Annotated in this window: 11 protein-coding genes; 7 read left to right on the top strand and 4 right to left on the bottom strand. The window is 73.4% G+C overall.

Annotated features, from left to right (window positions below):
- Positions 1-51 precede the first annotated feature (51 nt).
- A complete protein-coding gene (locus QC282_RS07255) occupies positions 52-2,229 on the bottom strand; it encodes a DEAD/DEAH box helicase (RefSeq protein ID WP_279548380.1) in 2,178 nt (725 codons plus the stop codon).
- Positions 2,230-2,526: 297 nt separating this feature from the next.
- Between QC282_RS07255 and QC282_RS07250 the strand changes: the two genes are divergently transcribed.
- The gene (locus QC282_RS07250; RefSeq protein ID WP_279548440.1) at positions 2,527-4,668 is read left to right on the top strand and encodes a tetratricopeptide repeat protein; all 2,142 of its coding nucleotides are present in this window, start codon (positions 2,527-2,529) and stop codon (positions 4,666-4,668) included.
- Here QC282_RS07250 and QC282_RS07245 read toward each other — a convergent pair.
- Together QC282_RS07245 and QC282_RS07240 are read right to left on the bottom strand one after the other, a co-directional pair.
- Entirely contained in the window at positions 4,578-5,072 is a 495-nt protein-coding gene (locus tag QC282_RS07245; protein ID WP_279548379.1) for a hypothetical protein, read from the bottom strand. The two genes, QC282_RS07250 and QC282_RS07245, sit on opposite strands and share 91 nt — an antisense overlap.
- Before the next feature lie 11 nt (positions 5,073-5,083).
- The gene (locus QC282_RS07240; RefSeq protein ID WP_279548378.1) at positions 5,084-6,346 is read right to left on the bottom strand and encodes a hypothetical protein; all 1,263 of its coding nucleotides are present in this window, start codon (positions 6,344-6,346) and stop codon (positions 5,084-5,086) included.
- A gap of 262 nt (positions 6,347-6,608) precedes the next feature.
- On the opposite strand from QC282_RS07240, the gene QC282_RS07235 reads away from it, so the two are divergent.
- A complete protein-coding gene (locus QC282_RS07235; protein ID WP_279548377.1) occupies positions 6,609-9,767 on the top strand; it encodes a BTAD domain-containing putative transcriptional regulator in 3,159 nt (1,052 codons plus the stop codon).
- Between the two features lie 296 nt (positions 9,768-10,063).
- Here the strand turns inward: QC282_RS07235 and QC282_RS07230 are convergent, their stop codons facing one another.
- Positions 10,064-10,525 (bottom strand): hypothetical protein, encoded by a 462-nt coding sequence (locus QC282_RS07230; RefSeq protein ID WP_279548376.1) that lies wholly within the window; start codon positions 10,523-10,525, stop codon positions 10,064-10,066.
- 209 nt (positions 10,526-10,734) lie between these two features.
- On the opposite strand from QC282_RS07230, the gene QC282_RS07225 reads away from it, so the two are divergent.
- The 5 genes from QC282_RS07225 to QC282_RS07205 all read left to right on the top strand — a co-directional run bounded on the left by QC282_RS07225 (position 10,735) and on the right by QC282_RS07205 (position 22,963).
- Entirely contained in the window at positions 10,735-14,838 is a 4,104-nt protein-coding gene (locus QC282_RS07225; protein ID WP_279548375.1) for an NB-ARC domain-containing protein, read from the top strand.
- Between the two features lie 3 nt (positions 14,839-14,841).
- Positions 14,842-16,209: a CHAT domain-containing protein gene (locus QC282_RS07220; RefSeq protein ID WP_279548374.1), complete on the top strand. Its 1,368-nt coding sequence runs from the start codon at positions 14,842-14,844 to the stop codon at positions 16,207-16,209.
- Positions 16,206-17,096: a hypothetical protein gene (locus QC282_RS07215; protein ID WP_279548373.1), complete on the top strand. Its 891-nt coding sequence runs from the start codon at positions 16,206-16,208 to the stop codon at positions 17,094-17,096. The genes QC282_RS07220 and QC282_RS07215 overlap by 4 nt, the downstream gene beginning before the upstream one ends.
- 1,220 nt (positions 17,097-18,316) lie before the next feature.
- Positions 18,317-18,664, top strand: coding sequence for a CU044_2847 family protein (locus QC282_RS07210; RefSeq protein WP_279548372.1), 348 nt, complete (start codon positions 18,317-18,319; stop codon positions 18,662-18,664).
- Between the two features lie 102 nt (positions 18,665-18,766).
- Positions 18,767-22,963, top strand: a complete 4,197-nt coding sequence (locus QC282_RS07205; RefSeq protein ID WP_336621063.1) for a trypsin-like peptidase domain-containing protein — start codon at positions 18,767-18,769, stop codon at positions 22,961-22,963.
- Positions 22,964-23,319: the final 356 nt, after the last annotated feature.

The following is a 23,319-nucleotide window of genomic DNA, read 5'->3' as shown; positions in this document are numbered from 1 at the left end:
AGCGCCGCACGCCGCGAGCGGCGGGCGCGAGCCGCGGAGCCGGGGCCGTCCTCAGCCGGCCGTGTCCTGTGCCGGTACCGCCCCGGTCACCCCCAGCCGGGCCTGTTCCTCCTCCACGATCCGGCGGGCCAGGGAGACGTCCGAGACGTCGACCGCGTCCGGCGTGGACTCGGCCACCGCGCTGCGGCGGGCGTAGGCGTCGAAGAGGCGGGTCTTGTTCTCCAGCATCCGCACCATCCGCTCGTCGACGCCGCCCGTGGCGAGCAGCCGGTGCACCTGCACGGAGCGGACCTGGCCCATGCGGTGGGCGCGGGCCACGGCCTGGTGCTCGATGGTCGGCTTGATCTGCGGCTCGCAGAGGATGACGACGGACGCGGCCTGCATGTTGAGCCCGACGCCGCCCGCCTCGATCTGCGCGAGCAGCACCGCGTGGCCGTCGGCGGCGGAGAACTCGTCCACCAGTTGCTGGCGCCGCGCGGGCGGCACGCTGCCGGTGATCGGCCCGTGCAGCCGCCCGGAGCCCGCGTCGAGCGCGTTCCGGACGGCGTCCAGGACGTCCCGGAAGGCCGAGAAGACGACCACTTTCAGGCCGTTCTGGGCCGACTCCTCGACCAGTTCCCGCAGCCGCCCGAGCTTCGCCGACCGCTCCGGACGGGCGTAGGCGGCACGGCGCATCGCCATGAAGTTCCCGGCGCGCACCGCCTCCCGGTACGCCTCCTCGTCCGCGGCGCTGAGCTCCTCCCACTCGTCCGTGTGCTGCAGGACGGGGAGTTCGGTGAGCACGTCCTGCTGGTTGCGGCGCAGGTAGACGGGCGCGACGGCCTTGCGGAACGCCTTGGACCCGGCCAGCGAGTCCTGGTCGTCCACGGCGTCGGCGAAGTCGGGCCGCAGGATGCGTACGAGGTTGCGGAACTCGGCGACCCGGTTCTCCATCGGTGTGCCGGTCAGGAACAGCACCCGCTCGCAGTGCCCGGCCCACGCGGTGACGGCTGCGGACCGCCGGGTCTCGGGGTTCTTGACGTAGTGCGCCTCGTCCACGACGAGCATGCCGATCTCGCCGCCGCCGGGCGTCGGGAAGCCGCGCAGCGCGTCGAAGGTGGTGATGGCGACGCCGCCGCGCCCCTTCCAGTCGGCGAACGCCTCCTGCCGGTCGGGCCCGTGCAGCGGCATGGCCCGCAGGGTGCTGCGGGTCTCGATCTCCCGGGTCCAGTTGATCAGGACGCTCGCCGGGCACACGACCATGAAGTGGCTGCGGCCCTCCGCCGCGAGGTGCGCGAGCGCGGCGATGGCCTGCACGGTCTTGCCGAGCCCCATCTCGTCGCCGAGCAGGACCCGGCGCTGGGCGAGCGCGAAACGGGCGCCGAAGGCCTGGTAGCCGCGCAGGGAGACCGAGCAGTGCGCGTCGTCCAGGCGCTGTTCCCGCACCCGTTCGGCGACGTCGTCGGGCAGGAAGCCCTCGGCCGCCGCGGTGTCGGGGCCCCGGCCGGAGATCTCCGCGAGGAGGCTGTAGTACTCGGCGGAGCGCAGTTCGAAGTCGACCCAGGCGGCGAGGTCGCCGTCGGGCCGGCGCAGCAGGTCGACGGAGGCCTGCGCCAACTGCTCGGGCACGCCGTCCCGTTCGGCCTCCTCGCTGATCCGCCGCAGTTCCGCGACGGCCGCCTGCGCCCGCTCCCGTTTCTCCCGCCCGGCGACCAGCGTCCGCCAGCGCCCGGCGAGCGGCAGGGCGTCGGCCAGCAGCGGGGCGAGCCGCGCCGCCAGCGCCGCACCGGTCTCGGCGGCGCGCCGCGCCTGGGCGCCGGCCTCGACCAGGACGTGCAGGGCGACGACGAGGGCGGTGGTGCGCGGCTCGGGGTGGTCGACGTCGATGCGCACGGCGACGGAGTCGCGTACCGCGTCGGCGATCTGCCGGGCCGCCGCGACCGCCTGGTCGGCGGTGCGCTGCCCGACGCCGGGCGTCTGCCGCAGCCGGTACGTCCCGGCGTCCAGCACGTCCCGTACGGTCCCGAAGCCGCCCTTCTCCAGCTCCCCGAGCCGCAGCCGGCCCTCGGTGACGTCCCTCAGCCGTGCGACGGGGATCCGGCCGAGCTCCTCCTCGGCCAGCCGGTCGTGCAGCGGCCGCAGCGCCTCCCGCACGTCGCCCAGGGCCCGTTCGTGATCCCCGCGAACCCGCCCGGCGGCCTCGGCCAGCCGCATCCCCCGCGCCACGGCCTCGCGCTCGTCCCGCCCCATCCGCTCCGCCTCGCTCCCCGGTGCCCCACCTGCTCCCGGCATCGTCCCACTGCCCACGGACACCGGCCGCATCAGGAGCGCACCGGACGAGGAGCGGCCCGCCGCGCCGGCCACCCGATCGGGTCGGACATCCCGCGAGCCCGCCCCTCCGCGCACGCCACTGGCATAGTCTCCCGGCATGCTCACCGGGTTGGCCTCCGGTGCGGGGCGGTCATTTCCGCGATCCATGGATATCGAGCAGGTGTGCGGAAAGGATCTCTCCTGAGAGTGGGTACTTACACACGTTTGGGGGGACGGGTGCGGCGCCACGAGCTGGAGTCCCACAACGAGTTGAGCGGCACGGTGCACGGCCCGGCCATCCAGGCGGGCACGGTCTACGGCGGGATACGCATCGGGGTCGAGGCCGGCTCCGCCAGGCAGACGCCCTGGCAGCTGCCGGCGACCGTGCGCGTGGTCGACCGGGCACGGGAGCTGGCCGCCCTGGAGCGGCACCGGGCCGGGGCCGAGCGGGCGGGGCGGCCCGCGCTGGCCGCGCTGAGCGGGCTGGGCGGGGTCGGCAAGACGGCCGTCGCGCTGAAATGGCTGCACGCGCTGCGCCCGCGGTTCCCGGGCGGGCAGCTCTACGCCGATCTGGGGGACCAGTCACCCGCCGGACCGGCGTCCCCGCCGGAGGTGCTCGCCCGCTTCCTGCGCGCTCTCGGGGTGCCGGCGCCGCAGGTACCCGCGACGCTCGCCGAACGGGTCGCGCTGTACCGGTCGTTGACCGCCGACCGGCCTCTCGTGGTGCTGCTCGACGACGCCGTGTCCGCCGCCCAGGTGCGGCCCCTGCTGCCCGCGGGCGGCAGTGTGACGGCGGTGACCAGCCGCCGGCGTATGCCGGGGCTGACCGTCGACGGCTGCTACCCCGTGCACCTGGAGCCGCTCGACCACGAGGCGGCCGTGGAACTGCTCGCGGACACCCTCTCCGACGGCCGGGTCGCCGCACAGCCCGACGACGCGCGCGCCCTGGTCGAACTGTGCGCCGGGCTGCCCCTGGCCGTCCGGGTCGCCGGTGCCCGCCTCGCGGCGCGACCGGAGCGGCGCATCACCACGATGGTCCGGGCGCTCGCCGAGGAGCACGACCGGCTGGAGGCCTTGGCCATCGACGGCGACCACAGCGTGCGGGCGGCCCTCGACCTGTCCTACGAGGCACTGCCCGCCCCGGCCGCCCGGCTCTACCGGCTGCTGGGGCTGCATCCCGGCCCGGAGTTCGGGGGCCCGGTCGCCGCGGCGCTGCTCGGGTCGGAGGGGAACGCGGAGCGGCTGCTGGAGACGCTGCACGACGCGAGCCTGCTCTTCGCCGCCGGCGAGGAGCGCCACCGCTTCCACGATCTGGTGCGCCTGCACGCCGTCGCCAAGGCGGACGAGGACGAGCCGCCGCAGGAGCGCGCGCGGGCCCTGCGCCGCATGGCCGATCACTACCTCGCCGGCGCGACCCGCGCCGAGGAGATCATCGACCCCCAGCACCGGACGATGGCCCGGGACTACGCCGCGGAGCCGGTGGTCGCCGCCGATGTCGGGGACGACGCCGAGGCCGCCCTGAACTGGCTGGAGCGGGAGCTGCCCAACCTGATGGCGGTGATCCGCCGGGCCCGCGCCGAGGGCTTCCCGACCGTCGGCTGGCAGCTCGCCGACGCCCTGTGGCCGCTGTTCCTGCGGCGCAAGTTCTACGACGACTGGCGCGCCGCCCACGAGGAAGGGCTCGCGGCGGCCGGGGAGTTGGGGGACGTGGCGGCCGAGTGCCGGATGCTCACCTCCGGCGGGGTCGGGGAGCTCGGCGCCGGGACCCACGACCGCGCCCTGCGCATGTTCGAACGCGCGGCGCGGCTCTTCCTGGACAGCGGCGACCGGCTCGGCCGGGCCCGCACCCTCAACTACCGGGGGCTCGCGCTCCAACGGCTGGGCCGCCTGGACGAGGCCGCCGACCTCTTCGGGCGCGCCGCGACGGAACTCCCGGCGTGCGGGGACGAACGGGCCGGCGGGCTGGCCCGGCTGAACCTCGCCGACGTCGCCCTCGCCGCCGGGCGCGCCGCAGAGGCGGTCGACCAGGCCGCTGCCGCCCGCAGGACGCTGCACGACGCGGGCGACACGTACAACACCGCACGCGCGGCCCTGGCCCTGGGCCGCGCGCATCTCGCTCTGGACCGGTTGGACGAGGCGGAGGAGCTGTTGTCCTCCGCCCTGGCGACGCTGCGCGCCATGGCCGCGAACTACGAGGCGGCCCGCGCCCTCGGGAGCCTGGCCGAGGTCGCCGAGCGGCGCGGCCGGCAGCGGCTCGCGCTCGACCGCTGCCGGGAGGCGCTGGATCTCTACTCCTCCGTGGGCAGGTCCCGGTCGGACGAGGCGGAGGCCGCGCGGCAGCGGCTGACGCGGCTGGACGGCGGCGGGTGCGGGACGTGAACCAGGAAGAGGCACACGTGCCGCAGGGCCGCGCCGGACCGCCCGGCCGCCAGCCAGGAGTGCGCCAGCGAGGCGACGCCCTCCCACAGCTCCTCGTGGGGTGCCGGTCCGCCGCCGGCTTCGAGTTCGAGCACGGTGCCGTCCGGGCTCAGCCGGATCCAGCAGCGGGCGCCCTGATGGACCGCCACGACCAGAGCGCCGGGATGGGCGACCGCCACCTCGGCGGCCCTCGGCGCTCCCGTTCCGTACTCGACCAGCACGTCGCCCAGCAGCGCCCGGTCCTCCTCCCCCGCGGTCAGCCTGGCCCTGACGTGCTCGTCCACGGCCACGTTCCCGGTGACCGGGTCCAGCAGCACCGTACGGACACGGCGCAGCGGGCCGCCCGGCCCCGTGCCCCGGGGCACCGCCGCCGGCATCACCACGGCGCCGCCGCCACGCTGCCCGGCGCGTCGTAACGGACGGTGCGGGGCAGGCTCGCCGGTTCGGTGGTCGTCCGCCTGCGGGGCGCGCGCAGCCGGAGCTTGCGGTAGAGCAGGGCGCGCATCTTGTGGGAGAACTGGCCAGGTTCCGACGTGATGCGCGCGGCGACCCGCTCGTAGCGGTGCGCACCGCAGGCCGCGGCGCTCCGCCTGAGCTGGTGGTACAGCGGCCGGTCCCCGCGCAGCCGCGGCGCGAACGACATCAGCTCGGCCAGCGGCGAGCCCGGGTCGACGTCGGCGTCGGGCCGCCCGGCCATGAGCACGGGCACGCCGGTCATGGCGCCGTAGAGCGAGACCGAACCGTGGTCGCCCACCACGTAGTCGGCGGCGACGACGGCCCCGGTCCAGTCGGCGTACGGGCTGACCAGGACCAGTCCCGCGCGGGCCAGTTCGGCGAGCCAGGCGCGGACCTGCCAGTAGCCGTGCGCGTTCCAGATGTGCGGATGCAGGAGCGCGGCGATCCGGTACTCGTCGGCGGGCAGCTCGGCGACCAGGCGTTCCAGGATCTCCCAGCCCTGCCCCAGCAGGGAGTCGGTTCCCCAGGTGGAGCAGACCAGGACCAGGCGCTGCCCCGCCCCCGCACCCAGCGCCTCCCGGTACAGCGCCCGGGAGGAGACGCTGGCGGCGATGCGGTCGAAGCACGGGTCGCCCACCACCTCCGCCGCCGGCAGGGCCTCGGGGCATTCGTGGCCCAGCCTGGTCAGTTCCTCGTGGTGGGCCAGCACGATCACCTCCGGGACCACCGCGCCGTCCCGCACCAGCCGCTGCCTGCTGAGCCCGTACACGCCCCGCTGCGCCACCGCCCGGCCGCTCTGCCCGGCCGGGGTCACCTTGTTGTGTCCCGCGCCGTGCGGCAGCACGACCACGGGCGCGTGCAGTTCGTGGAGGCCGCCGTAGCTGGCGGCCAGGGCCAGGTCGAAGGTCGTCTGCACGGCCTGGCTCCACGGCAGCACCAGGCCCCCCAGTCGTTCCAGGAACTCCGCCACCCCGTTGCCGAACACGTCCGGCGCCTGGGTGAAGAAGGTCTGCACCCTGATGTCGCCCTCCAACTGGCGTATCGCGTCGAGCAGTCGCTGTCCGGCGATCACCGTGTGCACGACCACCAGGACCCGCTTGCGGGTCCGGCGGGTTGCCCACCGCTCGACGTCCAGACGCACCGGCACATGGCGCCAGAGCGGTTCGGGCACTGTCACGCTCATCCTTGAACTCCCCCGGTTCTTCGTCCGTGACATTCGCGGCGGCGCTGCTGCGCCGCCTGTCGGGGAGATGCCCGGGGGAATGGACGACGCGCTTGCAGGAATCCTGCACTCCGGTGGGACGGCCGCTCACGGCCCGTGCGCCCGCCGCGCTTCGGTGCGCCCCTGTCCACCGCCCCTGCACCCGCAGAACAGTGAACCGAGTGCCGCACGAACGTGCGGGCACTGCCGAAGGCGGCAGGAAGAAGCACGCCCGTCGGGGGTGATGGTGGACCTTCTTGCTCTGGGACCTCTTGAACTGTGGCACGACGGACGGCGTCACGCGCTTGGATCACGAAAACAGCGCTGCGTGCTGGCCGTGCTCGTCCACGCCCGGGGAGAACCGGTCGGCGTGGAGACGCTGCTGGACCGCCTGTGGGACGGGGAGCCGCCGCCGACGGCCGTGGACACCCTGCAGAGCTACGTGTCCCGGCTGCGCAAGCGGCTGCAGCAGGCGGTCGGAGACGACCTGGCGCGGATCGACCGGCCCTCCTCGGGGCTGTACCAGTTGCGGGCCGCCCCCGAACACATCGATCTGCTGCGCTTCCAGGGACTGCGCAAGGACGCCTCGGCCGCGGCCTCCCGGGGTGACCGCACGGCCGCCGTCGCGATGCTGCGCACCGCCGAGTCCCTCTGGCGCGGCGAGCCGCTGCCCGAGTTCACCGACAGCGCCTGGGCGCAGTCGGTGCGTGCCCGGCTGGTCGAGGACCATCGCCGGGTGCGGGAGGAACGCATCGGCCTGGAACTGGAGTTGGGCCGGCACGCGGATCTGGTCGGCGAGCTGCGCGAACTGGCCTCGCAGAACCCGTATGCCCAGCGGGTGATCGGCTCGCTGATGCTGGCGCTGTACCGCTCGGGGCGGCACGACGAGGCGCTGGAGGTCTACCGGGACACGCACACCGGGCTCCTGGACAGCCAGGGCATCGAGCCGGGCTCCGAGCTGCAGGAACTCCACCTCCGCATGCTCGAACAGGACCCCGCCCTGCTGCGGCCCGAACCCGTGCCCACGGCCACGACGCCCACGCCGGAGCCCCGCAACTGCCTGCCCCGCGACATCCGGGACTTCACCGGGCGCGCCGCCGAACTGCGCATCCTGCTCACCACGGCCGACCACACCGCTCCGACCGCCCTGCCGGTCACCGTCGTCCACGGCATGCCGGGCATCGGCAAGACGGCGCTGGCCCTGCACGCCGCGCACCGGCTGCGCGAGGCCTATCCGGACGGGCAGTTCTATGTGGACCTGCGCGGTTACGGCGGACCTCGGCCGCTCGACCCGGCCGAGGCGCTCGCCACGCTGCTCCAGTCGGCCGGGGTCACCGGCGAACTGCCGGGCACGCTCGATGAGCGGGCGGCCAGGTGGCGGGAGTGGACCGCCCGGCACCGGGCGCTCGTGGTCCTCGACAACGCGCGGGACGCCGCCCAGGTCGCGCCCCTGCTGCCCGGGGCGCCCACCTGCCGGGCCATCGTCACGACCCGCGGCCGGCTGGCCGGGCTGGACGGGGCCGCGCTCCTGCCGGTGGAGGCGCTGTCCCGGGCGGAGGCCGCCGCCCTGTTCACGAGGATCGTCGGGGCGGCGCGGCTGTCCGGCGCACACGAAGTCCTAAAGCGGATCGTGGACGTCTGCGGTTGCCATCCGCTGGCCCTCAACCTCTTGGCGAGCCGCTTCCGCCACCGGCACTCGTGGGACCTTCAGCACCTGCTCGACCGGCTGGTGCGCGCGGCCGACCCGCTCCACGAGTTCGATGAGCTGATGTCCGCGGTGTTCCACTTCTCCTACGCCGAACTCAGCCCCCGGGCACAACAGTTGTTCCGCCGCCTCGCACTGCACACCGGCCCGGACATCACACTGCCGGCGGCCGCCGCGCTGGCCGGCCCGGACCACGAGGGGGAGCCTGGCCTGCTGGAGAAATGCGTCGAGGAACTGCTGGACTCCAGCCTGCTGGAGGAACCGGTGCGCGGACGCTACCGGCTGCACGACCTGACCCGCGCCTTCGGCCTGCAGGTCGGCCGGAACACGGACACCGAGGAGGTCCGGCGCGCGGCGACCGGCCGCCTCGTCGCCCACCACCTCACCACCGCCCACCGGGCCGACCGGCTCGCCCACCCGCACCGCCGCCCGCTGCCGCCCACGCCGCAGACGCGGTCCCGCTACGCCCTGACCTTCTCCGACAAGGACGAGGCCACGGTGTGGCTCACCGTCGAACGCCCCAACCTGCTGGCCGCCGCCCGTACGGCCGCCGCCGGACACCCGGCGTACGCGGCGCTGTTCCCACGTGTGCTGGCGAGGACGCTGAAGCTGTGGGGGGCGCTGGACGTCGCGGCGGAACTCTTCGACGCGGCCCTGCCGGTGCTGCGCGCCCGCGGCGACCGGTCGGCGCTCGCCGGCACTCTGACCGACCGGGCGGACCTGCTCGCGCAGCTCAACCACGGCGAGGCCCTGCGCTGCGCGACGGAGGCACTGGCGCTCTACCGGGACCTCGGGGACGCGGGAGGACGGGCCGACGCCCTTCTGCAGTCGGGCCGTGCGCACCTCGCGGGGGGCCACGGCGGCCGGGCCATGCAGGACCTCGAACAATCGCTGACGCTGTACCGCGAGGTCGGCGACCGCGCGGGCGAGGCCGAGTGCCTCAACGTGCAGGGGGCCGCCCTGGTCTACGCGGGCCGGCACGACGAGGCCCAGCGGCGGGTGCGGCTCATGCAGGAGATCCACGAGGCGCTGCCCAACCCCTACGGTGTGGCTCGGGCGCTGAACAACCGGGGTGAACTGCTGTGCGCCCAGGGGCGCTTCGAGGAGGCCCGTGCCTGCTACGAGCGGTCGCAGGTCCTGATGCGGCAGCACGGCGGCCGATACGACCTGGCCATCCTGGACACCAATCTGGGTGTCGTGCACCAGGCGACCGGCCGGACCGAGCAGGCCCTCGCCTTCTTCCAGCGGGCCCTCGCCGCCCACCGGGCCAGCGGCGACGCGCTGGGCGTGGCCGACGTGCTGATCAGCATGGGCACGGCCTACGCCCGGTCCGGGCGGCGGGGCGAGGCGCTGCTGCACCTGACCATGGCGGAACGGGTCGCCGCCGACATCGACAATCCCTACGAACGCCTGCGGGCGTTGCTCGCGATGGCGGACGTGCAGCGGGAGTCGGGGCGGCTGGACGCCGCGCACAAGGGGTGCGGGGAGGCTCTCGGTGTGGCCCGGAGCATCGATTTCCCCATGGGGTGCGCGGACGCGCTGGCGGGGCTGGCGTGGACCGCCCATGTCAGCGGCCGGCCGGAACAGGCCCGCCGGTACGCCGTGGAGGCGGCGGACCTGTACCGGCGGCTCGGGGCCGGCGCCGAGGCGGACAAGCTGCTACCGCTCGTCACGCCCCGGGAGGCGGCCGGCCCCTGAGCGTCGTGCCGGGCCGGTGTCCTCACCCGCCCGCCGGTACCACCCACATCCAGCGGAGCACTTCCGCGGTCCCGTAAGCGACGGCCGGGGTGCAGCAGGTGATGATGACGGTCCGCCTCAAAAAGCCACTGTTCACGTGCACTTCCTCAAGTTGCCGAGGGCCGATCACATAATCCCATGATCAGCCGGGCAGACGAGGCTAGCGCCAGATTGGGAGTCTCTGCAAAATGATAGTGACTCGCAGAATTGGCATATCCCTCACGCATATGCCAGACGACTGCCCCGGTGCCCCGGCGTCAACTCCCCTCCGCGTCACCCTCGGGGGCCCGGGGAGCCGAGCTGTGGAACGTCAGGCCGGACAGGGTGATCTGCTGCCCCTGGAACACCGGCCCGTACTGCGTGCCGCCGCTCACGCTGTTGCGGACCGTCGCCGCCGGTGCCCCGCCGCCCTCCGGCGCGAGCTCCGCCAGCAGGGACCTGAGGTCCTCCGCCGCCGCGGGGTCGGCCTCCAGCGCCCGGCGCAGGCGCACGCGCCACTCCGCCTCGATGTCGGCGACGGCGGCCTCGTCCTGCGCGCCGCGCGCGGCCACCAACTCACCCTGTGCCACGCTCAGTTCCCGCTCGGCCGTCTCCCCGTCACCGCCCCGCGCGAAGAACCGCGCCACCCGCTCGCGCGCCTGCGTCCAGGTCTCCGACACCATCAGTCCCACCAGTGTGGTGGCCCCGGACGCCGCCAGCGCAGCCAGTTCGGCTTCCACTGAACCCCCTTGTGTCCATGGTCTGTTGAGCCCTCGGCAGCCACGGTAGAGGACCCGTGGGAGCCGGTCACGGTGCCAGCGGCGACGCCGGAGTCACCGCAATGCCCACGAACCGGGAACGGGCCCCATACCGCGCGCGGCCGATCCCGGTTGTGCTTGTATGGAAGGAGCGTTGGCCGTGGTGAGGCGCGAAGGGCGGGATTCGCTGAATGCTGGACGACGCCTCCCTCGCCGCGGCGGCAGCGGCCGGCGCCGCGGTCGCCGATGCGACGGGCACCGAGCAGTGGACGTTCGTGCGCGGCTGGGCGGCACGCCTCCTCGCCCGGGGTGACCTCCGGTCCGAGCAGGAGCACTTGAGACGCCTGGACCTCAGCGCCGCCGGCCTGCGGCAGTCGCACGACCCCGAACCGCGCATCCGCTTGGAGACCGCCCTCCAGACACGGTTCGAGCTGCTGCTTGAGGAGTCCGGGAGCGCCGAACGCCTCGCGCTCGTCCGGCAGTTGACGGACCTGGCACGGCTGGGCGGGCGCGCGTACGCCACCGTCGCGCCGCCCCTGTCGGGCGGTGCGGGCCCGTCCGGCGCCGGCCCGGACACGCCCGCCACGCTGGTGGGACGGATCCCCGCCGAGGCCGCGCAGTTCCGCCGGCGCGCCGAGGCCCTGCGGCTCGGCGGCCCGTCGGGAATCCAGGTGCTCACCGGCCCCGCGGGCACGGGCAAGACCCAACTGGCCGCGCACCTCGCCCGGCACGCGGTGCGGGACGGCTCGGCCGACCTCGTGGTGTGGGTGACCGCCGGGAACGCCGACGCGCTGATCTGCGGCTACGCCGACGCCGCCGCGGTCACCACCCAGCACGACCCGGCCCAGCCGGAACGCTCCGCCGAGGCGTTCCGCTCCTGGCTGAGCTGGACCGACCGGCGCTGGCTCGTGGTGCTCGACGGCGTGCCGGACACCGCCCACCTGGACGGTCTGTGGCCGCCGGCCCGGCTCAACGGCCGGGTCCTGGTCACCACCCGGCGCGCCTCCGCCCTGCCGGACGGCAGCGGATGCGTCGAGATCGGCCCGTACCTCCCCGACGAGGCGGCCGACCAGCTGACGCGTGAACTCCTCGCCCACGGCTGCCAGGACGACCCCGCCGAGGTCAGGGCACTCGCCGACGATCTGGCGCGGCACCCGCTGGCGCTGTCCACCGCGGCGGCCTGCGTCGCGCTGTCGGGACGGGGCTGCGCCGCCCACCGCGACCGTCTCGGCCGGCCGCCCGGCCCGGACGGGGCCCATCCCACCCGCAACGCGCTCGTCGCGGGCTGGTGGCTGGCGGTCGAGACGGCCGACCGGCAGTGCGCCGGCCTGGCCCGCCCGCTGCTCGAACTGGCCGCCGTACTCGATCCGCACGGCGTCCCGGTCACGGTGCTCACCAGCCCTCCCGCACTGGGTCAACTCGCCCGCCGCAGTGGACGACAGGCCGCCGGGGCGCCCTCACCCGTCGAGCCCCGGGAGGTGCTGGACGCCCTCGGGGTCCTGCACCGCCTGCGCCTGGTGGAGCACGACAGCGGCACGGCCGACCCGGTCGTCCGGCTCAGCAGCCTGGTGCAGACGGCCGTACGCAGGGCCGTGCCCGCCGAGGAACGCGACCCGCTGGCCCTGAGCGCCGCCGAGGCGCTGCGCGCGGTGTGGCGTACGGCGTCCGACCGGCCGCAGTCCGCGCTGTGCCGGGCCCTGCGGTCGGGCACGGACATCCTGGCCGGGCACGCCGGGGAAGCCCTGTGGCGGCCCCAGTGCCACCCGGTGCTGTTCCAGGCGGGCCGCAACCTCATCGACGCGGGGCTGGTGCGGGCGGCCCGTATCCGCTGGGACTGGCTGCACCCCCGGCTGGAGCAGCGTTTCGGCCCGGACCACCCCGACACGCTGGCCGCGCGCGGGCACCAGGCGCGCCTGCGCGGCGCCTCCCAGGACGCGGCGGGCGCCGTGGCCGCCTACCGAGATCTCCTCCGCGACCTGGAGCGGGTCCTCGGCCCCGACAACCCCGACGTGTTCACGGTCCGGGACAACTACGCGCGCTGGCAGGGCGTCGCCGGCGATCCGGGCCGCGCGGCGGCGGCCTACGGCGAGTTGCTGGCCGACCGGCTGCGCGTGCTCGGCCCCCTCCACCCGGACACGCTCCTGACCCGCCACAACGTCGCGCTCTGGCGGGGCCTGGCCGGTGACGCGGCCGGCGCCGCGGCGGCGTACGCCGGACTCCTCGACGACATGGTGGAGGCCTTCGACGCGACCCACCCGGCCGTCATGGAGATCCGCGACCAGCTGACCGAGTGGCGGAACAAGGCGGCGGACGTGGCCGCGGCGGCCCGCTGCCCCGCGGTCGGCGGGCCGCGCCCCGACCGGCCGGGACCGGACCTGTGGTCCCCGCCGTCGGCCGGTGCCGGACCCCGACCGGCGGAGAACGCGCTCCGCGCCGAGCAGTTGCTGGCGGACCCGCCCTGGTCCGCGCGGCTGCGCCGCCTGCTGACCCGGCGCGGCGCTCCGGCCGATGTCCGGCCCCGGTCCGTCGCGGGGCTCGGCTCCCCCATCGCCGGAAGCCACCGCGTCGCGGTGATCAGCCTGAAGGGCGGCAGCGGCAAGACCACCACGGCGGCCGTGCTCGGTGCCACCCTGGCCGGTCTGCGCGACGACCCGGTGATCGCCGTGGACGCCTCCCCCGAGGGCGGCACGCTCGGCCACCGGGTGCGCCGGCGGACCGGCCCGACGATCCTGGATCTGCTGGCCGCGCTCCCCGAGATGGACGGCCACGACGACTTCCGCCGGTTCACCACGACCGGCCCCAACGGCCTGGAGGTCCTCGCGCACGACGTCGCGCCCGCGCCGTCGGTGCCCTTCGGCGCCCAGCAGTACCAGCGGGTCCTCGACGCCCTGAGCGGCACCTACCCGATCGTCGTCACCGACTCGGGCACCGGCCTGACGCAGGAGGCCACGCGCGCAATGCTGGCGCTGACCGACCAGTTGGTGGTCGTCGCCACCGCGAGCGTGGACGGCGCGGCGGTCGCCGACGTGACCCTGCGCTGGCTCGCCCACCACGGCCACGGCGAGTTGGCCCGGCGCGCCCTCGTCGTGCTCTCCGCCACGCACCCCGGGACGACCCCGGTCCGGACCGACCTCATCGTCGAGCACTTCGCGCGCCGCTGCCGCGGGGTCGTCACGGTTCCCTTCGACGAACACCTCGCCACCGGCGCCGAGATCGACCCGGCCCAGCTGCGGACCGCCACCCGGCGGGCCTACGCCGAGCTGGCCGCTCTGGTCGCGGAGGGGTTCCCCCGGGCGACGGGGAGTTCGGGGCCGAGGGGCAGTTCGGGGGTGCGGGGCGAACAACCGGGAGCGCAGGCCGAACAGCCCGGGGTGCGGGACCAACAGCCGGGAGCGCAGGCCGTAGAGCCCGGGGTGCCGGGCGAACAACCGGGAGCGCAGGCCGTAGAGCCCGGGGTGCCGGGCGAACAACCCGGGGACACGGGGCGGACGGGACCGGCGGGACCGAGGGAATCGGCGGGGTCGGCTGGGCTGGGGGAATCGGCGGAGTCGGCAGGGCCGAGGGATTCGGGAGACCCGGCGGAATCGGGGAGGCCGCCGAGGCCGGCGGATGCGGCGGGACCGGCGGATGCGGCGGGACCGGCAGAGTCGACGAAGCCGACGGGTTCGCCGGGGCCGACGGAACCCGAGCGGCCGACGGCACGGCCCGGCGCGGCCCCGGCGCCCGCGCCGCCCGCCCCGGCCGTGCCACCCTCCGCCCCGGCTGCCGTGCCACCCTCCGCCTCGGCCATGGGTGCCTCCCACCCGGCCGAAGGTCCCGTCGTTCCCGCCGCAGGACCCTCCGTCCCGGCCGTGCCACCGCCCGCTCCGGCACCACCGGCACCACCACCGGCGGCCCCTGCGGCCCCGGCGCCGCAGGGCGGCGGGACCGCGCGCCCGCCCCGCCCCCCGCGGCGGATCCGGCTGACCGTGGCCGACGACGTCGTACGCGTCGGGGAGACCACCACCATCGAGTGCACGCCGGCCGTCACCGACCCGCGGGACGCGGACCTGGACAGGACGGCGCCGGTGTCGGTCCTCGTCGTCGCCACGTCCGCGTCCCCCTCGACGCTGGAACCCGCCGCCGTCGCCTGTTCCACGGACGACGCACGGCCCGCCCGGTTCGACTTCACCGCCCGGGAGGCCGGCGAGCACCGGCTGCGCTTCCGGGTGTACGACCCCGAGTACGGCACAGTGCTGCAAGTGGTGGAGACGACGCTCCCGGTCGCGGTCCCGGAACCGCTCGGGAGGCCATGACCCATGAACCACGTGCTCAGCACCGAGGTCGTGCACGACCCTTCCGGCGGCCTCACCCAATGGCCCGAGGACCACGGACTGCGGCCGATCGACCTGTCCGTCATCATCTCCGTCAAGGCCGAGGACCGCGTCGAGATGATCGCGGTCCCGCACGGCAGGCGCGCCCCGCGCACCGGTGTCCACCGGGCCGACCTCCAGCTCTCCGCCACCGCCATCCGCGACCTCGCGGACCGGCTGCGCGGTCAGTGGCACGCGTTCGTCCACCACCAGCCCGTGGACGCCGACGGGATGCCGTACGGGCCGCGCTACCCCTTCGCCGCCGATCATGACCTCCGGCCGGCCCGGGACATCGTCCTGCCGATGATCGAGGACCTGGCCAGGAGCGGGGACCGCACGCTGCGGCGGATCCTCTCGGGGGCCGACCGCGACCTGGAGTGGTTCCGTGAGTTCCTGCTCGGCGAACTGCGCCGGGAGGGCCTGCGCATCAGCTTCGACTCACGGGACCTGTCCCTGCCCTGGCCGATGTTCGCCGTGCGGACCGACGACTCGGCCACCCCCGCGTTCCTCGGCCACCGGCACGAGATCGACCAGACCGGGGCCTCGTACGCACCCGTCTACTCCCCGGCCGCCCGGCCCGTGCCGGTCACGAGCCTCAACACCGACACCGCGCTCGACGCCGCCGGCCGCTCGGAGGACGTGGCCGCACTGCTGCGCCGGCGCTCCCGGCTGACCGTGCGCACCCACGCCGACGACCTGCTGAAGTCGCTCGCGGACGCGGAGTTCGACGAGGACCTGATGTACTTCTGGTGCCACGGCGCGTTCAACGAGTACGGCGCCCACCGCACCGTGGGGATCCGCCTCTCCGACGACAAGGTCATCGACGCCGACCGCGTCCACGAGCACCGGGAGGAGGCCGGCACCGGGCAGGGGTCGGTGTTCCGGCCGTTCGTACTGCTCAACGCCTGTCACGCGGGAGTCCCGGCGGCGACGGCCGAACTGGAATACCTCGGCCGGGCCTTCATCAAGCACGGTGCGACCGGGGTGCTCGGCCCGCAGATCGAGATCCCCCAGGTCTTCGCCTCGGAGTACGCGCACGCGTTCCTCGACCGCTATCTGTCGGGATCGCGGACCGCGGGGGAGATCTGCCGCGACCTGGCCCGCCACTTCCTCGACGACCTTCACAACCCTCTCGCCCTGGCCTACCTGCTGTACTGCGGCATCGACAGCGTCCTGGAGATCCGACCGTGCACCTCACCACCGTTGACCTCGACGAACGAGGACGGCTCCGCTCGCCCGACGGCCGCCGTCCCGTCCCAGGCCATCGGATCGCCGAACATCTCGCCGAGCACGTCCGCACCCCGGACCGGGTGACGGACATCTATGTCTACGTCCACGGCTGGCAGACCCCGCCGGCCACCGCGCAACGCCGCGCCACGGCCCTGCTGACGCGGGCCCTGGACCTGCGCGCCGCCCACCCGGACCGCTATCCGCAGCTGACCCGGGGCTACCGGCCGGCGGTCGTGGTCGTGCGCTGGCCGTCGTCGAGCCTGCCCTCGCTCGGCGGCTACCGCCGCATCCGGGACCGCGCCCACGCGATGAGCGCGGCCGGCCGGGGCAACGCGCCGCACGTCCTCGCCCATCTCCTGGGATACCTCGACGCGCAGCGCTGCGACCCGACCGCTCCCCCGGTGCTCGCCAACCGCGACGGCCAGTACCTCCACCTCGTGGGGCACTCCTTCGGCGGCCGCTTCCTGTGCGAGGCCGTGCAGTGGGCGGCGACGCCGGACGCGCCGCGGGTCCTGGGATGGAGCACGCCCGCGCTGCCCGGCCGCCCCTTCACGGTGGACAGCATGCTCATCTTCCAGATGGCCGCGCCCCGCGACGCGTTCGACCGGATCTTCCCGTCCCTCTTCCCGTCCGGCGCGAAGTCCGGCGCCCCGCTGCGCGGCCCCCTGGTGCTGACCCACTCCCGCTGGGACCGGGCCACCGGCTTCTGGCACCTGCGGGCGGAGGGCTCCTCCGGAATCGGCCACACGGGGGCGGGTGCGGCACCGGTGCCGCAGTTCCACACCCGGCTGCTGCCCGTGCACGAGCCCTACCGCCCCTCGACGCTGGACCACCGCCTGGTCAACGTGGACGCCAGCGCCCGGTTCCGGGGCGGCACCCGCACCCGCCTGGCCCCGGCCGGCGCCCACTCCGACTTCGACCACCCCGAGTCGGCCCACCTACTGCTGAGCCTGGCGGCGCTGTCGCGGTGACTGGGGACGCCAACCCTGCGTCGTGGTCCAGGTGGCCCGAGCCGGTGCTCCGGTCGTCCACGCCGTCCTCACCAGGCCCCTGGCACCTCGAATCGTTCAGCCCGAGTGGCGGTTCAAGCCTGGTGCTGAGTGATGAACGTCTGGATGACCTGAGTCAGGCGCCGACGATCCCCCTCCGTCATGCCTGAGGATTCCCCCACCTGTGCGAGGAAATAGCTCAGGCTCGCAGTACAGATGTCGCCCTGTCGGTCCGGGAGGCTGCATGAGATGGACCTACCAGCCGGCCCCTGTGCCATGTCGGACACGAACAAGGCGAACGTGCCGTAGCGCGGCGGTACGCCGCCCCACACGTCCGAGCGGGTGTTGGGCTGGGTCCAGACAAGTGAGGCGTGCAGGTCGCGGACGCCGGTTGACAGGGGCGTCACCTCGTGACCTGGGGGTTTGGTGCAGTCCCCGCCCGGTGACAATCGGGCGACCTCAGGAAGGTACTCGCACCCATAACGGGCCGCGTAGGCGGACCCGCCAGGGGAGAACACGTCCCGCACTCCCGAACGGCCGTCCGTCGGCCCGAGGGAGATGTGGATACTGCTGGCTCCGAGGACGAAGTGACAGGTCCCCGTGTCCGCACCCAGTATGTAGTGGACGGCGTTGCCGCGCCCCGCGCGGAGGCCGGCAACGGCCGCTCCCCGGGGAAGAGTCAGTGGGCTGGGCAGACGGACGGAGTCCGGTACCGGGTCGCCCGGAGCGTAGCTGAGATGGGATTGGTTCTTGCAGGTTCGGACATCGGCCACCCTCTTTCCGTGGAGGTCCGCGCCGGGACGCCCTGAAGTCGGGGTGGGTTGCGGCCGCTCCGGCCGATCGGAGCAGCCTGCGACGAGCAAGACGGTGGCCAGGACCACCGCGCCCGCCATGCCGAAGAAGCCTGATCTCGATCTCGGCTGGTGGTCCGCCGAAAGGCAACCGCGCGACAACTCCGCCGACCGCACTCCATACATGAAAGTGACTGCTTCCTCTGGCCATGGCCACACACCGCTCCTGCAACGGCGTCCCACCGGTCCTCGTCGCCTGATGTCCAGCTGGGGATGCAGGTCCCGCAGACCGCGGTCGCGACCGCGATCCGGCGAAATGAGCGGTGGGTCGGACACCTGGCTGTTTGGGGACTCCTGAGAGGTTACAGCGGCGTGTACGTTGACCAACAGTGCCGCACAGGAGGCGAGTTGATGGAGTCCGTGGACAGGTTGTCGTTGGAGGACGGCGGGGAGATCGTGTTCGAGGTGGTGCCAGGGGCCGCCCTCCTCGCCGGGGACGGACCTGTGAAGGCCGGCAGGATGGCGGACGCCGCGAGGAGGGTGCCGCAGACGTTGCGGGGCGCTCTCGAACCGGTACGGGAGATGACACGTACGGTGGTGACGCAACTGCGTGAGGCCGGGCCGGCTGAGGTCGAGGTCGAGTTCGGATTGAGTCTCTCGGGTCAGGTCGGCGTGATCGTCAACAAGGGCGAGGCGACTGCTCACCTGAGAATCAGGGCACTGTGGCGCAGCGAAGCAAGCGCAAGCGACGACGTGTGAGCCGAGGGGATGCCAGCAGGAGAGGGTCTCTCTGCCGCCGGGGCTGACAGGCCTCATGACCCGGTCGGTTCGGCGGGATCCGGCGCAGCTCCAGTCTCCGAGGTGCCCGCTGCCGTGGCGCAAGTCGTCACCGCGGACGGTGGGGTGGCAGGTGCCGGCTTCCTGGGAAGCGGGGACGTCGTCATCACGTGCGCTCATGTGGTGCGCGCAGCTGGCAGCGGCCCCGGTGACCGACTGGCACTGCGCTTTCCTCATCTGCCTGCCGCACCGCTGGCCGAGGGAACGGTCCTGGCCGAAGCGTGGCGCCCACCGGAGGCGGAGGATGTCGCCGCTGTGCGCCTGGATGGAGTGCCCGCCGGGGCCCGCCCCGTATCACTCGGGTCGAGTGCCGGATGTTCGGGGCACCGGATCTCCTCGTTCGGGTTCCCTGATCAAGCGCCCGACGGCGGCCACTTCGGTTACGGCACAGCAGGTGACTTGCTGCCCGACGTCGGAACGGGCGCGCTGCTGCAGCTGACGGGTGCGAATGACCTGACGAGAGGCTTCAGCGGCGGGCCGGTGGTCGACGAGGTGACCGGCCTGGTCATCGGCATGGTCTCCGCGATCACCGTCCCGGACGTCCACGGCCGAGGGCTGGAAATCGCCTACGCGACGCCGGCCGAGGTGCTACGGACGGTCGTGCCGGGGCTGACGGAGCGCCAGGTGCTCCCGTATCGGGGGCTGGCGCCCTTCACCGAGAGGGACGCCGAATGGTTTCACGGCCGTCGCACCGTGGTGCACGGTGTGCTGGAGCGCCTGCGCCACCACCGGCTGATACTGGTGCTGGGCCCGTCCGGAGCGGGGAAGTCCTCCCTCGTCCGGGCCGGCGTGATACCCGCACTGCGCGACGGCGGACTGCCGGGCAGCGATCGATGGGTACATCTCCTGGCTCGGCCTGGTCAGAACCTTCTGATCGAGTTGGAACGGTCCGGCCTGCGTGATGCCGCGACCGCTGGCATTGGCCCGGCGGTGGACCGTTGTCTGGAGGCGGAGCCGGCAGACCGGTTGCTGCTGGTCATCGACCAGTTCGAGGAACTCCTCACCCGGCCGGTGGCCGACGACCGGGGTTCCGGTACTCCCCTGTCCGTCGTCGGGGAACTCATCGCGGCGATCGATGCGCACCCCGTACTCAGCGTCATTCTCGTCATGCGGAACGACTTCTATCCACGCCTGGCCGAACTGTGCCCGGAGCTGCTGGAAGTGGCCAAGCCGGGGTCGCTGGACATGTCCGCCCAGCTCACCGTCTCCGAACTGCGCGAGATCATCGTCCGGCCGGCGCAGGACGCCGGCGCACGCTTCGAGGCGGGTCTGCCGGAGCGCATCGTCGAAGACTTCCGGGCCGCCGACCCTCGTGGCCGCACGCCGGCCACGCTCTTGCCCCCTCTTCAGCTCGCGCTGGCCGACCTGTGGGAACGTCGCACCCACGGCCGTATCACGCACGACGCCTACCAGCGCATCGGCGAGGTCACCGGCACTCTGACCGCCTGGTGCAACAACGCCATCAACGCTCTGCCCGCCGGGCACCGACCCATCGCGCAGCGCGTCCTCACCGCGCTGGTCCATCCCGCCGACGACACCCGTGCCATACCGGCCACCCGTCAGCAAGTCACCCTTGCCCGTCTGCGCATCCTCGCCCATGACGTCAAGGACGCGGAATCCACGCCGAGTACCGCCTTCGACGAAGTCATCGCCTCATTGAGCCGTGACCGCATCATCATCACGAGCACCACACCGGGCCCCGACGGCCGCTCGGGCGAGCCCGTCGCGGAACTCATTCACGACGCGCTCATACGCGACTGGAGCGATCTGCGTGTATGGATGGCGCGCGACCATCGCTTCCAGACATGGCTGCGCCAGGTAACCGAACTGTGCAATCGTCACGCCCGCACCGGTCTGCCCGCGGACCTGCTCGTCGGCACCGCCCTCGTAGAAGGTCTGGACTGGGCCCGTCAACGCTCGGTTCCCGCCGAGATCACCGCTTTCCTGACCGCGAGCGAACGCCGCCAGCAATCCGTCGTTCGCCGCACGCGACGCCTCAACATTCTCCTGGCCGGACTTCTGGCCCTCGCTCTCGTCGGCACCGGCCTGGCCCTCTGGCAGCGTCAAGAAGCCCGCGACGCGCAGCGCCAGGCACAGTCCCGGCAACTCGCCGCGCAGTCCCAGGCACTGCTGGACACCGATCCCGACCTCGCTTCCCTCATGGCGATCCAGGCATACCGAACCTCGCCCACCGTCGAAGCACGTGCCGGCCTCCTGCGCGCCGCCGACCTCAGTCTCGCCCATCTCCTCAGGACGGACGGCGGTGAGGCGCAGTCGGTGGCGTTCAGTCCGGACGGGAAGACCCTCGCCGTCGGCGCTGAGGACGGCAAGGTGCTGCTGTGGGACGTCGCTTCGGGCAAGCGGAAGGAAAGTCTCCCCACCTCTCACAGGGGCCTGGTGCGGTCGGTGGCGTTCGCTCCGGACGGCAAGACCCTCGCCGTCGGCGGTGACGACGACAGGGTCCGGCTGTGGGACGTGGCCGCGGGCCGGTGGCGACGCGAGCTGGCAACCGACGGGGGATGGGTCTGGGCGGTGGCGTTCAGTCCGGACGGAGAGACCCTCGCCAGTGGCGGCCAGGGCGGTGGAGTGCGGTTCTGGGACACGGCTTCAGGCAGGGGGTGGGGTAGCTCCGGCGCCCACGACGGCGAGGTGCAGTCCGTGGCCTTCAGCAGGGACGGGAAGGTACTTGCCAGCACCAGCGCCGACTCCCCCGAGGACGGCAGAATACGACTGTGGGACGTGTCCACGGGCCGCCAGCGGGACCGCTCGCTCACCCATCGCGGCGGCCAGGTGTCGTCGGTGGCGTTCAGCCCGGACGGCAAGACCCTCGCCGGCGGAGGCGAGGACGGCAGGGTACGGCTGTGGGACGTGGCTTCCGGCCGGCAACGGGATGACCCTCTGCCCCCCGGTGGCAAGGTGCGGACAGTGGCGTTCAGTCCGGACGGCACCACACTCGCCAGCGGCGGTGACGACGGCAGGGTACAGCTGTGGGACGTCGCTTCCGGCCGACGAGTGGGCAGCACCCTCGTACACGGCAGTCCGGTGTCCTCCGTGGCGTTCAGCCCGGACGGTGAAACGCTCGCCGGTGGAGGTGGTGGCACGGTCCGACTGTGGAACGTGGACGTCGGCGAGCAACCAGGCAGCTTCCTCTCCGCTCTCGACGGCTCACTGTCCTCGCTCGGGTTCAGCCCGGACGGCAACATGCTCGCCGGCGGCAGTACCGGCGCCAGCGCGGTCCATCTCTGGGACTTGGCTTCCGGCCGACGCCAAAACAGCCTCCTGGATGACCGCACCGGCCCCGTCACTTCGGTGGCGTTCAGCCCGGACGGCAGCACACTCGCCGGCGCCGTTGCCGACGAGGGCATACGGCTGTGGGATGTGTCCACACGCGAGCAACGAGGTGGCCTCCTGCCGCGTCCCGGCGACAACGTGACGTCCGTTGCGTTCAGTCCGGACGGCACCACACTCGCCGGCGGAGGCCAGGACGGCAGGGTACGGCTGTGGGACGTGGCGCACGGCAAAGAGCGCAGTGCCGCACTCGTCCACGGAAAGCCGCCTGGGACGCAGGTGGACTTGGTGGCGTTCAGCCCGGACGGCAGCACACTCGCCAGCGCGGGCAACCGGACAGTGCGGTTGTGGGACGTGGCCACAGGCCGGCAACAGGGCTCCGCTCTGACCGCTCACGGCGAGGTGTCGTCGGTGGCGTTCAGCCCGGACGGCACCACACTCGCCGGCGCCATCACGAACGCCGCCGGTGGAGTGGTGAGGCTCTGGGACGTGGCCACAGGGCGGCAGCAGGCCGACCTCGCCGGCAACGACAAGGTGGTTTCGTCGGTGGCGTTCAGCCCGGACGGAAACACGCTCGCCAGTGTTGGCGCCACGGAGAGCCCCGACACCAGCTATCCCTCCAACTCCATCGGCAGCGGGATCCGGCTGTGGGACATGGCCACGGGTCAGCAGCGGGCCGAACTCACCGATCATGACGGAGTGCTGTCAGCGGTGGCATACAGCCCGGACGGGAACACCCTGGCGAGCGTCTCCGTCACCACACCCGATCCCGGCAGTACCGAGACGGCAAGCACCGTCCGCCTGTGGAATGTGACGCTCCCCGATCCCGCTCAGGCCATCCGGAATATCTGCCGGGCTCTCGCCCGCGACTTCACCGATGCCGAACGGTCCCGTTACCTCGCCGACCTGCCAACCGAGCCAGTGTGCATGTGAGCAGGCGGAACGGATGCCGGGTACGCGCCTGCCGCCTTCGCCTCGGCGGCGGCTTCTCGCGCTTGCGGGCCTTGGCCGGAAAGTAGCTGCTCGGGGCGAGCACCGTTGCCACTCGCGCCGCAGGGGCCTGAGCACGGCGGCAACAGATGGAGAACAACGGAGAACACAAGAGGCAACGGGCAACACCGCCGAACCCCGATTCCTGAGACGCAGCTCGTGTCAAACTCATTCTCGGATGCGAAGCGAAACGGCTCCGTCACAACGGGTGTTCGCCGTCGGTCTTCGTGCCGGTCAGTGAACGTCGAACGAAAAGTTCCTCGTGAGGGCGCAGGGCTCTCGCGGTCGCTGTTCAAGGG

It is taken from the genome of Streptomyces sp. DH24 (genome assembly GCF_029813775.1).
In the GTDB taxonomy this organism is placed as follows: domain Bacteria; phylum Actinomycetota; class Actinomycetes; order Streptomycetales; family Streptomycetaceae; genus Streptomyces.
The sequence above is the reverse complement of the archived record's forward strand: the minus strand, read 5'-3'. Positions and strand labels throughout refer to the sequence as shown.

Coding starts and splice junctions, on each gene's coding strand:
- QC282_RS07220 (WP_279548374.1), top strand. CDS start 14,842: ATGAACCACGTGCTCAGCACCGAGGTCGTGCACGACCCTTCCGGCGGC.
- QC282_RS07225 (WP_279548375.1), top strand. CDS start 10,735: ATGCTGGACGACGCCTCCCTCGCCGCGGCGGCAGCGGCCGGCGCCGCG.
- QC282_RS07210 (WP_279548372.1), top strand. CDS start 18,317: ATGGAGTCCGTGGACAGGTTGTCGTTGGAGGACGGCGGGGAGATCGTG.
- QC282_RS07240 (WP_279548378.1), bottom strand. CDS start 6,346: ATGAGCGTGACAGTGCCCGAACCGCTCTGGCGCCATGTGCCGGTGCGT.
- QC282_RS07255 (WP_279548380.1), bottom strand. CDS start 2,229: ATGGGGCGGGACGAGCGCGAGGCCGTGGCGCGGGGGATGCGGCTGGCC.
- QC282_RS07235 (WP_279548377.1), top strand. CDS start 6,609: ATGGTGGACCTTCTTGCTCTGGGACCTCTTGAACTGTGGCACGACGGA.